Genomic DNA, 11915 nt, shown 5'->3' with positions numbered 1-11915 from the left:
ACACCGGGCAATTCGCACATTCCTTGACAGGCATGAACGTCGCGCGGCACATTCCCTGGTGTGATGCAGACCTTCGACGTCCTCGCCGAGCCCCGCCGCCGCTCGATCCTCGACCTGCTCCGCGACGGCGAGCGATCCGTCGGCGAACTGGTCGACGAGCTGGAGCTCAGCCAGCCCGCCGTGTCCAAGCACCTGCGGGTGCTGCGGGAGGCCGGCCTGGTCACGGTGCGGGTCGCGGCCCAGCGCCGCTGCTACCGGCTGCGCCCGGAGCCGCTGGCCGAGGTCGACGCCTGGCTCGCGCCGTACCGCCGGTTCTGGTCCGACCGGCTCGACGCACTGGAGCGGCGCCTGGACGCGACGGACCCGGCCTGACCCGCCCCTCGCTGCGTGCCCTGAAGGCCACCTTCAGGGCATCTACGTCCCTGAAGGTGGCCTTCAGGGACGTCTCGAGCGTGACCCACTAGCCAGTCACGAGACTCCGGGCCGTGGCGAGTCCGGTGTCGCGGCCCGCGGCCAGCTCTTCGGGGGTGAAGACGGGCGTGCGGACGTCCGGGGCGATGCCGGTGCCGTCGTAGGTGTGGCCGCGCGGGTCGAGGTACTCCTCGTTCGGCACCACCGCCATCCAGCCGGGCGCCGGCAGGGTGCGGCCCATGGTGTCGGAGTAGACGCCCTGGGTGTTCTGCCCGACGAGCACCGGCCGCGGGGTGCGGTTGAGCAGCGCCTGCGTGAACGTCTCCCCCGCCGACACGTCCAGATCGCCGACCAGCACGGCGAGCGGGCCGGTGTACCGCGGGCCCGCGGCGGGCCGCACGAAGAGTGGCTGCGGCACGGTGAACCGCGCCGGGTCGTCCGGGTCGTTGCGGGCGCGCTTGGCGTAGGCGAAGTGCGGGGTGTCCGTGAGCCGGGACGCGATCTCGAGGCCGAGCGGGTCGGCGCCGCCGCCGTTCACACGCAGGTCGAGGACGAGGCCGTGCAGCGAGTGGACGCGCGCGGCGGTGAAGATCGCGTCGAGCGCGCGGTCCAGCTCAGCCTTGTCGCCCGCGAAGGTGTCCGTGTAGCCCTCGAATCTCGTCACGCGCAGGTAGCCGGTGCCGCCCGGCAAGTCGGCGTACGCGATCGCGCCGCCGGCCCAGGTCTGCAACGGCACGCCGACGTTCGCGTCGGTGACGTCCTTGATTCGCTTGCGCAGCGCGGGATCCCCCGGGTAGTCGGGGGTGCCGGGCCGGGGTGAGCTGCAGTGGTCCCCGCCCGCGATCAGGGCGACGTGCGCGTCGTGCAGCGGGGTGATCAGTCCACAGAGGATTTCGTACAGCCGCTCGGGGTGGGCGGCCACCTGCTCGCGGGCCGCCGCGCCCTCGGCCCGCCAGTCGACGCCCTTCGCGGCGAAGAACGGGTAGTTCTCGGCGTAGCTGTGCCAGAAGACGTCGAAAGTGGACAGTGCGCCGGTGGGCGGGGCGGTCGTGCACGCGGCGGGCAGCCCCGGCAGGCGGGTGAGCGAGCGGACGCCGAGGTCGCCGTCGAAGCTCAGGCTCGCGTGGTCACGGCCACGCGGCCGCACGGTGGCGACCGTGCCCTCGCTGGTGGCGAACGTGGTCCCGTCGCCGGTCCCGGTCAGCGAGCCGGGCAGGCAGCTGACCGCGGTGACGTCGTAGGTGGTGAGCGCGCCGCCCGCGACCCGCACGACCTGGCCGTAGCCGTCGCTGCGCCAGACCCCGTCCACAGTGTCCACAGTGGATACAGGTGTCACCGATCCGCCCAGTGCCAAGGCCACCAGGCCCACTGCCCCCATCACCGCCATGTCCGAGCCCCTCTCGTCGAAGGACCCCAACGTAACGATCATGGCCGCGCGCAAGCGATCCAGCGCGCCCCCGTACGCCGGGTGGGGCTGGCCCCACCCGGCGCGGGCGGAAACTCAGCCGAAGAAGACTTCGGCTTCCTGGTAACGCTCGAGCGGCACGGTCTTCAGCTCGGCGGTCGCCTCCGACAACTTCACGCGGACGATCTCGGTGCCCTTCAGCGCCACCATCACGCCGAAGTCGCCGTCCGCCACCGCGTCCACCGCGTGCAGGCCGAAGCGCGTGGCGAGCACGCGGTCGTACGCGGTCGGCGTGCCGCCGCGCTGCACGTGCCCGAGCACCACGGCGCGGGACTCCTTGCCGGTGCGGTGCGCGATCTCGTCGGCCAGCCAGTTGCCGATGCCGCCGAGGCGGACGTGCCCGAAGGAGTCCTTCTCCCCGGTCAGCAGCTTCTCCTGGCCGCCCTCAGGCAACGCGCCCTCGGCGACCACGATGATCGGCGCGTACTCGCGCTCGAACCGGCGCTCGACCCAGTCCACGACCTGGTCGACGGAGAACTCGCGCTCCGGCATGAGGATCACGCTCGCGCCGCCGGCCACGCCGGAGTGCAGCGCGATCCAGCCGGCGTGCCGGCCCATGACCTCGATGACAAGCGCGCGGTGGTGCGACTCCGCGGTGGTGTGCAGCCGGTCGATCGCCTCGGTCGCGATGGACACCGCGGTGTCGAAGCCGAAGGTGTAGTCGGTGGCGCCCAGGTCGTTGTCGATCGTCTTGGGCACGCCGACCACGCCGACGCCGTCGTCGGTCAGCCGCTTCGCGACGCCGAGGGTGTCCTCGCCGCCGATCGCGATCAGCGCGTCGACCTGCTGCTCGGCCAGCACGGCTTTGATCTTCTCGACCCCGCCCTCGATCTTGTACGGGTTCGTCCGGGACGAGCGCAGGATCGTGCCGCCGCGGGTGAGGATGTCCTCGACGTCGTTGAGGCCGAGCGGCCTGCTGTCACCGGTGAGCGGCCCCTGCCACCCGTTGCGGAAGCCGACGAGCTCCCAGTCGTGCACCTCGATGCCCTTGCGGACCACCGCGCGGATCACCGCGTTCAGGCCCGGGCAGTCCCCGCCACCCGTCAGCACACCGACACGCATCTCGAGCCTCCGTCTTTTCGTCAAGTGGAGATTGCAGTCACATTTCGCCGCCAGGGTAGCGGCTTTCCTCTGGATCGGTGCAGCCCGTACCACCTGGCGAATCGGTACACCGTCACGCTTGTGCTACGTTGGCCTCGTGCAGCGCTATTTCTGGTTTACGAAGCCGGCCCCGGGTGGGCACGGCGGCGTGAACCTGCGCTGACCACCACCGCCCGAGCCGGATTTCCCACCGGCTCGGCGATTTCTCCGCGGGTCGGTGTCCTCCAGGAAGGAACCACCCGCCGTGACCACCCCCAAGTTGAGCGCTGGTCCCGCCGACGCGGGTTCGCTGGACAACCAGCGCACCACCGCGATCAGCCCGCTCATCTCCCCCGCCCTGCTCCGCGAGGACCATCCCGTGGACGCCGCCGTGGCCAAGGTCGTGCAGACCGGCCGCAGTGAGACCGTCGACATCCTCGACGGGCGCGACGACCGGCTCGCCGTCGTCGTCGGCCCGTGCTCGGTGCACGACCCCGAGGCCGCGCTCGACTACGCCCGCAAGCTGGCCGCCAAGGCCGAGGAACTGCGCGGCGACCTGCACATCGTGATGCGCGTGTACTTCGAGAAGCCGCGCACCACGCTGGGCTGGAAGGGCCTGATCAACGACCCGGACCTCGACGGCACCTTCGCCGTCAACAAGGGCCTGCGGCTCGCCCGGAAGCTGCTGCTCGACGTGTCCGCGCTCGGGCTGCCGGTGGGGTGCGAGTTCCTGGACCCGATCACGCCGCAGTTCATCGCGGACATCGTCACCTGGGGCTCGATCGGCGCGCGCACGGCCGCGAGCCAGGTGCACCGGCAGCTGTGCAGCGCGCTGTCGATGCCGGTGGGGATCAAGAACTCGGTGGAGGGCGACATCCAGGTGGCGGTCGACGCCACCCGCGCGGCCGCGGCGTCGCACGTGTTCCCCGGCATCAACATCGACGGCCTCGCGGCGCTGCTGACCACCTCCGGCAACCCGGACTGCCACGTGATCCTGCGCGGCAGCTCGGCCGGCCCCAACTACGACCCCGCCTCGGTGACCGAGACGTTGGGGCGCCTGGAGAAGTCGGGCCTGCCGGAGCGCGTGATCATCGACGCCAGCCACGGCAACAGCCGGAAGGACCACGTCCGCCAGGGCGAGGTGGTGACCGAGCTGGCCGCGCGGATCGCCGCGGGCGAGCGCGGGATCGTCGGCCTGATGATGGAGAGCTTCCTGGCCGCCGGGCGCCAGGAACTCGTGCTGGGCAAGGCTTCCGAGCTGACCTACGGCCAGTCGATCACCGACGCCTGCCTGGACTGGGACTCGACCACGGGTCTGCTCGACACGCTCGCGGCCGCCGTCCGCGCGCGCCGCTGAGCGCTCAGCGGTGGGCGCACCCGGGCTGGGTGTGCAGCCACGCCGTCGCGGCCGCGACCTCCTGATCGGTGGTCGCGGCCGCGGGCAGCGGGTGGTCGGGCTGGATCGGGGTGTTGCCGTAACGGCGCCCAGTACGGTCGACGGTGCGCGAGGACGTGATGAGCAGTACGGCGCCATCGCTGAGCCGAAAGGCCTCGTTGCCCGTGGCGAAACCGGCGGTCGCTTGGCCGAAGCTGGCGGCGCGCCCGAGTCCGCGGAACGCCACCAGCGTCAGTTCGCCCGAGCTGGCCGTGCGGCCGTCGGTCAGCACGGCGACCGGCGGGTGCGGACGGGCCAGGCGCAGCGGATTGGCCTCGTCGACCGGGGCCCGGCCGTCGACCAGGACCCGGCCGGAGCGCAGGGACCAGGTGCTGGAGCCGTCGAGTTGCTCGAACGAGCCCAGCTCGCCCTCGTCCAGCAGCGGCGCGACGACCGTGAGCATGGGGACCATGTCGCCGCCGAGGTTGCCGCGCAGGTCCACGATCCAGCCGCACGGATTGCCCGCGTCGGAAGCCGCGGCCACCCCGGCCGCGATGTAACGGCGTTCGCCGACCGGGTCGGCCTTGAACTGCGGGACGGTCAGCACGGCCACGTCGCCGAGGCTCCGGCTGGTCGGCACGTCGATGGTCTCCGGCGGCGGGGGCATGGCCGCCGCGGGGGTGAGCAGGCTGGTGTGCGGATTGCCCAGCTGGTAGATCACGCTCTGGATCGCCGGGTAGGTGTCCGCAGGGTCGGACGCGCTCGCCGCCAGGCGCATCGCGTCGGCTTCCACCTCGGGCCAGTCGATGAAGTCCCGGTCGATCGAGTGGGCCCGCAGCAGGCCGAGCGCGTAGGTGAGGTACTCCCGCGGCGAACCCGGACGCGGTGCCGACGCGGCCGTGGCCAAGCCCGCCACGAGTACCAGCACGACAAATGCGGCAAGCAGACGACGCACCGCGGGCTCCCCTCCCCCAACCGCGACGACCCTACTGGCTCAGCGGCGGCGGAAGGCCGACTCGATGACGTCCCAGCGCTGGTAGTTGTGCCGGGCGTCGGCCAGTGCGTCGTGCTGGTCGGTGGGGGCGGCGGGCAGCTTGGGCTTGCCCGCGTCCTCCCAGCGCTGGCGCAGGTCACGCGTGAAGCGCGGCAGCTGGCGCGGCAGCGCGGGCATCGGGCCCCACAGCTGCGCGAGGGCGACGTGGTCGTAGGCCGCGAACCAGGCCCACAGCTCGATACCGCCCGGCGGCTTGCCGAAGAACTCCAGCAGGTCGGTCCGGATCTTCTCCCGGCTGCGCCACGCGGTGTCCGCCGGCGAGGGCAGCTTCGGCAGCACGTTGTCCCGTACCCAGGGGCCGGCCTTGCCCGGGTCGAAGTCGGTCGACACGGCGTAGAACTCGCGGCCACGCTCGTCAACGACACCGATCGACACCAGGTCGATCGTCACGCCGTCCTCGATGAACTCGGTGTCGTAGAAAAAACGCATTACGGGAAACTAGCAGCGGCGCTAAGCGGCGCTGTTGAGGGCGGCGGTACGGCGGAAGGCGGCTAGCTCGCCTTGCTCTCGGGCACCCGGTCGGCGTCGCGGCCGGAGGGCTGCTCGGGCACCTTCGCGTTGACGCCGGCGGCCTCGGCGGCGATCAGTTCCTTGGCCTTCGCCGCGTAGATGTCCACGTACTCCTGGCCGGACAGCTCCATCAGCGCGTACATGATTTCGTCGGTGATCGACCGCTCGATGAAGCGGTCGCCGGCCAGGCCGTCGTAGCGCGAGAAGTCCAGCGGCGTGCCGAAGCGGATCTCCAGCCGGCGCGGCCACCACATCTTGGAGCCGATCGGGTTGACCTTGTCGGTGCCGACCATGGCGACCGGCACCACCAGGCCGTGGGACTCCAGCGCGATCCGCGCGACGCCGGTCTTGCCCTTGTACAGCCGGCCGTCGGGCGAGCGCGTGCCCTCGGGGTAGATGCCGAGCAGGTGGCCCTCGCGGACCAGGCGGGTGGCGGTGTCGAGCGCGGCCTGCGCGGCGTTGCCGCTGGAGCGGTCGATCGGGATCTGGCCGACGCCGGTGAAGAACCACTTCTTGAGCAGGCCCTTCAGGCCCGGCTCGGTGAAGTACTCGGACTTGGCAGGGAAGGTGACCTTGCGCTTGACCCGCAGCGGCATGAAGAACGAGTCGGCCACCGCCAGGTGGTTGCCGGCCAGGATGACGCCACCGGTCTCGGGGATGTTCCCGGCGCCGACGACCTTGGTCGGCCACAGCGTCTTGAGCAGCGGACCGATGAACACGAACTTCATGAGCCAGTACAGCACCGCGCTCTTGTCCTTCCCGTGGCCCGACGTCCGAGTTCTCAGTCGCCAAGACTACGAAACCGGGTGGTCCGCGCACAATGCGAGACCGGGGGCTACTACCCGGCAGCGACCGATCTCACAGCGCAGGCGGGTGGTTACGGGCACCGGCCGGGCCCCCACAACACCACGCGAGCGTGAGAGCATGGAAGACCTACACCGTTTCGATCGGAAGGCGTTCGTCATGGGCGTGCTCGCCGGCGCTGAACCGTTCGCCCACACCGGTTCGTCCGGGGCCGGGTTCCTGCTCTGCCACGGCTTCACCGGGACGCCGGCGGGGCTGCGGGCGTGGGGCGACCACCTGGCCGAAGCCGGGTACGCGGTCCGCTGCCCGCTGCTGCCCGGCCACGGCACCCGCTGGCAGGACCTGAACCGCACGACCTGGCAGGACTGGTACGGCGCGGTGCGCGAAGAGCTGCTCGCGCTGCTGTCCACCTGCGAGACGGTGTACGTCGGCGGCCTGTCCATGGGCGGCACGCTCACGCTGCGGCTGGCCGAGGAGTTCGGCGACCGGATCGCCGGCCTCGTGCTGGTCAACCCGTCGGTCACCCGGCTGAAGTGGGACACGAAGCTGCTGCCGCTGCTCGCGCACGTCGTCCCGTCGGTGCCCGCGATCGCGAACGACATCGCCAAGCCCGGCGAGACGGAGCTGGCCTACCCGCGCACGCCGGTGCGCGCCGCCGCGAGCCTGGCGCAGCTGTGGCGCCTCGTGCGCGCCGACCTGGGCAAGATCACGCAGCCGGTGCTGCTGCTGCACTCGCGGGTCGACCACGTCGTCGAGCCCGAGAACTCACGGCTCGTGCTGGCCGGGATCTCCAGCACGGACGTCACCGAAGTGGTGCTGGAGCACAGCTTCCACGTCGCGACCCAGGACAACGACGCGGAACTGATCTTCAGCAGCAGTGTCGACTTCGCCCGGGCGACACGGGCGGGACAGGTGGGTGCCTGATGAGCAGGGGGAAAGGCACGGACGGGCCCGAGGACGTCGACGCGACGTTCGCCGAGATCGTGGCGGACCTGCGCGCGGAGGGGGTGGGCGTGTTCACCCAGGACGCGCTCGAAGTCGCCGAGGACACGGCGGCCGACCGGCCGTCGGACACCGGCCCGCCCAGCCCGCCGCCGCCCGCGAAGCAGGAGAAGCCCGCGGAACCGAGCGAGGGCTGGCGCGGCGGCGGCACGACCTGGGACGCCACCATGTTCTCCGACGACCCGGCCGAGGACGACGAGCACTTCGTCCCGCCGGAGCCGCCGCCCCTGCCGCGCCCGCGCAAGGGCGCGTTCGTGGTGCTGCTGTTCTTCGTGGTGGGCCTGCTGCTGCTGATCGTGCCGAACCTGATCGGCGTCAGCCCGTCGCTGTCCATGCCGCTGGGCATCCTCGCGCTCGCCACGGCGATCGCGCTCCTGCTGCTGCGCGTGCGCCAGGGCCCGCCTCCCGGCGCGGACCCGCACAACGGCGCCCAGGTCTGACCGGGCGGGCATGCGGATCGACTTCACCCCTTCGCGCCGTTCGACGATCGGCGCGGAGTGGGAACTGGCGCTGGTGGACCGGCGCAGCGGCGAGCTGTCCTCGGTCGCGGAGCGGATCCTCGACCAGGTGTGCCCGGACGGCGCCGCCGAGCACCCGAAGATCAAGCAGGAGCTGCTGCTCAACACCATCGAGGTGATCACCGGCGTCTGCACCACGGTCGCCGAGCTGAAGGCCGACCTCACCGGCTCGCTCGACGTGGTGCACGGGGTCACCGACCCGCTGGGCGTGGAGCTGTTCTCCGCCGGCACGCACCCGTTCTCCAACTGGTACCAGCAGAAGGTCACCGACAAGGAGCGGTACGCCAAGCTGATCGACCGCACCCAGTGGTGGGGCCGGCAGATGCTGATCTACGGCGTCCACGTGCACGTCGGCCTCGACCACCGGGACAAGGCGCTGCCGGTGCTCGACGCGTTGCTGAACTACGCGCCGCACCTGCAGGCGCTCTCGGCGTCCTCGCCGTACTGGGGCGCGGAGGACACCGGGTACGCGTCCAACCGGGCGCTGATGTTCCAGCAGCTGCCGACGGCCGGGCTGCCGTTCCAGTTCAGCGAGTGGGGCGAGCTGGAGCAGTACGTGGCCGACATGTTCACCACCGGCGTGATCGACCACTTCTCCGAGATCCGCTGGGACATCCGCCCGGCGCCGCACTTCGGCACGATCGAAATGCGCGTGTGCGACGGCCTGCCGACGCTGGAGGAGGTCGGTGCCATCTCGGCGCTGACGCAGTGCCTGGTGGAGGACTTCAGCACCCGCCTCGACGACGGCGAGCGGCTGCCGACGCTGCCGCCGTGGCATGTCCAGGAGAACAAGTGGCGCGCCGCCCGCTACGGCATCGACGCGATCGTCATCCTCGACGCCGCCGGCCGCGAGCGCCTGGTCACCGACGACATCGCCGACCTGCTGGACCGCCTGGAGCCGGTGGCCCGGCGCTTGGACTGCGTCGCCGAACTGCGCGACGTCGAGACGATCCTGACCTACGGCCCGAGCTACCTGCGGCAGCGGGCCGTGGCAAAGCAGTACAACGGCTCGCTCAAGGCCGTGGTGGCGTCGCTGGTCGCCGAGATGCGGGACGGCATCGCCCGCTGAGCCGGCCGCGCCGAAAGGCTCGTGAGTGTTGATGACGGTTAGAACCGATCATCACTTGGTTACCTACTTGTGATCAGCAGTAGGCGGCCAGGTCATTCCCGACAACAGGGGTCGAACCAAGGACTCGGAACGTTCCTCCCTCGATGCGAACTCCGGCACAGTCGCACCCAGGGCGAGTTGCAGAGAGGACGAGCACCATGCCGCCTTGTGCACCGAGCAGGGGGTCTTACCGTCCGACACCAGCGACACAGGGCGACGCGCACCCCGCCCCCAAGGCGGGCGGCCGCCGAACTAAGCGCGTCGGCCACGACCCGGCTCATTCGCTTCCAGGAGCCGCACGACGTATCCCTCGCATTGGTAGGGCAGATGACGTCAGTGTCAGGGGTGACCGAGTCAGGCTCCGCAAGGGAAAGATGAACGACGAACCGGTGGCGACGTCGGATTTCATTGCTGCATTTTTCCATTAGTGATGGTTCCGCATCTTTGGCAGGTTAGATTTTTTATTTTTCGTAAAACGCCGGTGCGCGCAAGCGATTCACCCGATCGGGCCTAGGGCTCGGAAAATAAGTTGGGTAGCGTGTCCCTTGTCTGAGTCGGGGGACTTTTCGGGAACTTGCTACTTTTTCCACTGTAGCCTTAGGGGTATTTTCTTGCGCAGCAAATTCGTAGCGGCACTAACCGCTGGTGCCGTAGTATTTTCTATGTGTTCGTCCGTGGTCGACTCAGCGGCCGGCGGATCGGCCCTATGCCGAGGCCAACACGGATCCCGGACCGTCGCAGTCGCACCCGGTCCTTCGCCGACCTCGTGATCTTCACCAGCCGCTGCGCCTCCTCCGGCTCCAGCGACCGCGCGAACACCTCCGGCTGACGCGCCACCAGCCACACCTCCACGGCCAGCCTTGCGAATCACCAGCCCGGATGTCCACGCGACACGATGGCAACGTCAACGTTTCTTGATGAGGCACTAGCTGTGCCGAAGTTTCATCGAGTTCGGATGCCTCGTACACCGCGGCGCCGCACGAGGCCCGCGCCAGCTTGGGGGTGATGTTAGCGCGGTGAAATAATTCACAGACGCACCGACTTTGCCGACTCAAGGTTTCTTGTTTATAGTTCGCACACGAAAGAGGTTTGATTATCCATGATGGCGAAAAAGTTTTCATTCCCGCGAAGAAGCCGTTCGCTAGCGTTCGCGCTTGCCGGAACCGCCGTATGCCTACTACCGTTCACCTCTGCTTTGTCGGCACAGGCGGACACTCCATCGCCATCCAAGGGTCCCGTTCCTGCTGTTGACCCGTCGGCGGGGACGCAGCCACCGAACGGAGCATTGCCGGGAGGGACTTCACTACCGGCAGGTGGTGCAATTCCGGCCTGCGCCATCCAGGCCGCTGGTGACAATTTCCACATTTCCTCCTCGCCGCCCACGGCGGCATCAGCACATGGATGGTGGACCACCATCAATTGCCAAGGAAACGCCAGCGTGCGCATCGGAGCGTACGAGTTCTACAGTGACGGGACATACCATTACAAAGGTTACAATACCGGAAATCCCCTTCCTGGGGGTGGCTCAACCAGCCGGGTCCCGCTGCGCCTCGACTGCGATGGCTTTCAGCCGGTAACCTGGTATAGTGTGGTCGAGGTGACACGACCTGATGCGCCCTTCTCTACCGTTACCACCCCCAAGCAAACCTTCAATTGCGCAGTGAGTAAGTAAGTTCGGTGAGTAAATGACGCCAATGCCCGCAGCCCTGTCTTCCCCGGCGAACACGATGTTCATGACATTGCATGGCTGGCTCAAGCACCACTCGTGGTGGGAGGCGAACAGTCATGAGATGGATGCCTACAGTTTATTTGTCGCGAGAACGTCGGCGATGCGGTTGCTTGCCGATGCACGACAGGGCGATTCTGGCGGTGCATGGGGAATGAACGACGCGGGGGAGGCCGCAAACGGCGAGTCCTCCCCCGCGCCTATCGCATGGTTCCAAGTCTCGTGGTCTGACTCCGTCCCGGTGGACCGGCCAATTCCGGCGCAACCCTTTCTGAACTGCGTCGGCGATGTCCTGGACCGGATCGGGGAGGTGCGGGTGGAGACCGTTCAACTCGTGTTACCTCTGCAGAGCTTGATCACTACTGGTGGTACACCGCAGTACCCGACGGCCCGCACCTTCCGCCTAGCGCAGGATGCCGGCTGGTTTGCCGACATCAACCCCCGCGAGCGGAGGCCGATCCGCGTCACGATCGATAGTGGACGCGATCCCGCTATCCAGGCTGCAGCATCAGGAATGCAGGAAACCATGGCTGGATTCCGGCATAGCGCCTTCGTCTGTGACTCGTACTCGCTGTCTCAGCACGACCCCTTGGCTGCACGCAGCCCCGTTGTTGATCAGCTGTGGAACGGGCCCCCACAACATCGGGTCTCGTTCACCGGGGTTCTCGCCGAGTGGTCACTCAATGCTATCGGGTGGATGGCCGCTTTTCTCAGTGACACAGCCAATCGGCACGGCATCAGCACTCCGATCCTGCTTACTGTCAGCGGTACCGGCTAAAGATCAGATCTGCTCCGGCCGGCCGAGGTCTCCCGACCGAGGCTTCCTCCTCCAGCCGGGCGCGCTGTTCGGCGTAGCTTTCCC

Annotated in this window: 12 protein-coding genes; 6 read left to right on the top strand and 6 right to left on the bottom strand. The window is 68.9% G+C overall.

The annotated features are described in order from the left end of the window. The first annotated feature begins 63 nt into the window (after positions 1-63). Entirely contained in the window at positions 64-372 is a 309-nt protein-coding gene (locus OG943_RS01470) for an ArsR/SmtB family transcription factor (RefSeq protein ID WP_328611964.1), read from the top strand. A gap of 88 nt (positions 373-460) precedes the next feature. Here the strand turns inward: OG943_RS01470 and OG943_RS01465 are convergent, their stop codons facing one another. Next, on the bottom strand, positions 461-1798 hold the full coding sequence (locus OG943_RS01465; RefSeq protein ID WP_328607835.1) for a S41 family peptidase: 1338 nt from the start codon (positions 1796-1798) through the stop codon (positions 461-463). A gap of 114 nt (positions 1799-1912) precedes the next feature. Then, on the bottom strand, positions 1913-2938 hold the full coding sequence (locus OG943_RS01460; protein ID WP_328607834.1) for a 6-phosphofructokinase: 1026 nt from the start codon (positions 2936-2938) through the stop codon (positions 1913-1915). 283 nt (positions 2939-3221) lie between these two features. Between OG943_RS01460 and OG943_RS01455 the strand changes: the two genes are divergently transcribed. Further along, the gene (locus OG943_RS01455) at positions 3222-4313 is read left to right on the top strand and encodes a 3-deoxy-7-phosphoheptulonate synthase (protein ID WP_328607833.1); all 1092 of its coding nucleotides are present in this window, start codon (positions 3222-3224) and stop codon (positions 4311-4313) included. Between the two features lie 4 nt (positions 4314-4317). On the opposite strand, the gene OG943_RS01450 is transcribed toward OG943_RS01455, so the two are convergent. The 3 genes from OG943_RS01450 to OG943_RS01440 form a co-directional block, all read right to left on the bottom strand. Continuing rightward, complete coding sequence (locus OG943_RS01450) at positions 4318-5286, bottom strand: S41 family peptidase (RefSeq protein ID WP_328607832.1); 969 nt, start codon at positions 5284-5286, stop codon at positions 4318-4320. A 39-nt stretch (positions 5287-5325) separates the two neighbouring features. Next, entirely contained in the window at positions 5326-5814 is a 489-nt protein-coding gene (locus tag OG943_RS01445) for a polyadenylate-specific 3'-exoribonuclease AS (RefSeq protein WP_328607831.1), read from the bottom strand. A 62-nt stretch (positions 5815-5876) separates the two neighbouring features. Beyond that, complete coding sequence (locus OG943_RS01440; protein WP_328607830.1) at positions 5877-6638, bottom strand: lysophospholipid acyltransferase family protein; 762 nt, start codon at positions 6636-6638, stop codon at positions 5877-5879. A gap of 220 nt (positions 6639-6858) precedes the next feature. Between OG943_RS01440 and OG943_RS01435 the strand changes: the two genes are divergently transcribed. From OG943_RS01435 to OG943_RS01425, 3 genes are read left to right on the top strand one after another with little or no spacing between them, the layout of a single operon-like run. Further along, a complete protein-coding gene (locus OG943_RS01435) occupies positions 6859-7623 on the top strand; it encodes an alpha/beta hydrolase (protein WP_328611963.1) in 765 nt (254 codons plus the stop codon). After that, complete coding sequence (locus OG943_RS01430; RefSeq protein WP_328607829.1) at positions 7623-8141, top strand: hypothetical protein; 519 nt, start codon at positions 7623-7625, stop codon at positions 8139-8141. The genes OG943_RS01435 and OG943_RS01430 overlap by 1 nt, the downstream gene beginning before the upstream one ends. A 10-nt stretch (positions 8142-8151) precedes the next feature. Next, positions 8152-9288 carry a glutamate--cysteine ligase gene (locus tag OG943_RS01425; RefSeq protein ID WP_328607828.1) on the top strand — a complete coding sequence of 379 codons (1137 nt, stop codon included), beginning with the start codon at positions 8152-8154 and terminating at the stop codon, positions 9286-9288. 1104 nt (positions 9289-10392) lie between these two features. On the opposite strand, the gene OG943_RS01420 is transcribed toward OG943_RS01425, so the two are convergent. Continuing rightward, positions 10393-10773, bottom strand: coding sequence for a hypothetical protein (locus OG943_RS01420; RefSeq protein WP_328607827.1), 381 nt, complete (start codon positions 10771-10773; stop codon positions 10393-10395). 248 nt (positions 10774-11021) lie between these two features. Here OG943_RS01420 and OG943_RS01415 point away from each other — a divergent pair, with 248 nt between their 5' ends. Continuing rightward, the gene (locus OG943_RS01415) at positions 11022-11831 is read left to right on the top strand and encodes a hypothetical protein (protein ID WP_328607826.1); all 810 of its coding nucleotides are present in this window, start codon (positions 11022-11024) and stop codon (positions 11829-11831) included. The last annotated feature ends 84 nt before the right edge of the window (positions 11832-11915 follow it).

Origin of the sequence: Amycolatopsis sp. NBC_00345 (assembly GCF_036116635.1) — a bacterium.
In the GTDB taxonomy this organism is placed as follows: domain Bacteria; phylum Actinomycetota; class Actinomycetes; order Mycobacteriales; family Pseudonocardiaceae; genus Amycolatopsis.
Note: the sequence above shows the minus strand (reverse complement) of the source record. Positions and strands in the feature narration are given on the sequence as shown.

Coding starts and splice junctions, on each gene's coding strand:
- OG943_RS01470 (WP_328611964.1), top strand. CDS start 64: ATGCAGACCTTCGACGTCCTCGCCGAGCCCCGCCGCCGCTCGATCCTC.
- OG943_RS01465 (WP_328607835.1), bottom strand. CDS start 1,798: ATGGCGGTGATGGGGGCAGTGGGCCTGGTGGCCTTGGCACTGGGCGGA.
- OG943_RS01460 (WP_328607834.1), bottom strand. CDS start 2,938: ATGCGTGTCGGTGTGCTGACGGGTGGCGGGGACTGCCCGGGCCTGAAC.
- OG943_RS01445 (WP_328607831.1), bottom strand. CDS start 5,814: ATGCGTTTTTTCTACGACACCGAGTTCATCGAGGACGGCGTGACGATC.
- OG943_RS01435 (WP_328611963.1), top strand. CDS start 6,859: ATGGGCGTGCTCGCCGGCGCTGAACCGTTCGCCCACACCGGTTCGTCC.
- OG943_RS01430 (WP_328607829.1), top strand. CDS start 7,623: ATGAGCAGGGGGAAAGGCACGGACGGGCCCGAGGACGTCGACGCGACG.
- OG943_RS01425 (WP_328607828.1), top strand. CDS start 8,152: ATGCGGATCGACTTCACCCCTTCGCGCCGTTCGACGATCGGCGCGGAG.
- OG943_RS01420 (WP_328607827.1), bottom strand. CDS start 10,773: ATGCGCACGCTGGCGTTTCCTTGGCAATTGATGGTGGTCCACCATCCA.
- OG943_RS01415 (WP_328607826.1), top strand. CDS start 11,022: ATGCCCGCAGCCCTGTCTTCCCCGGCGAACACGATGTTCATGACATTG.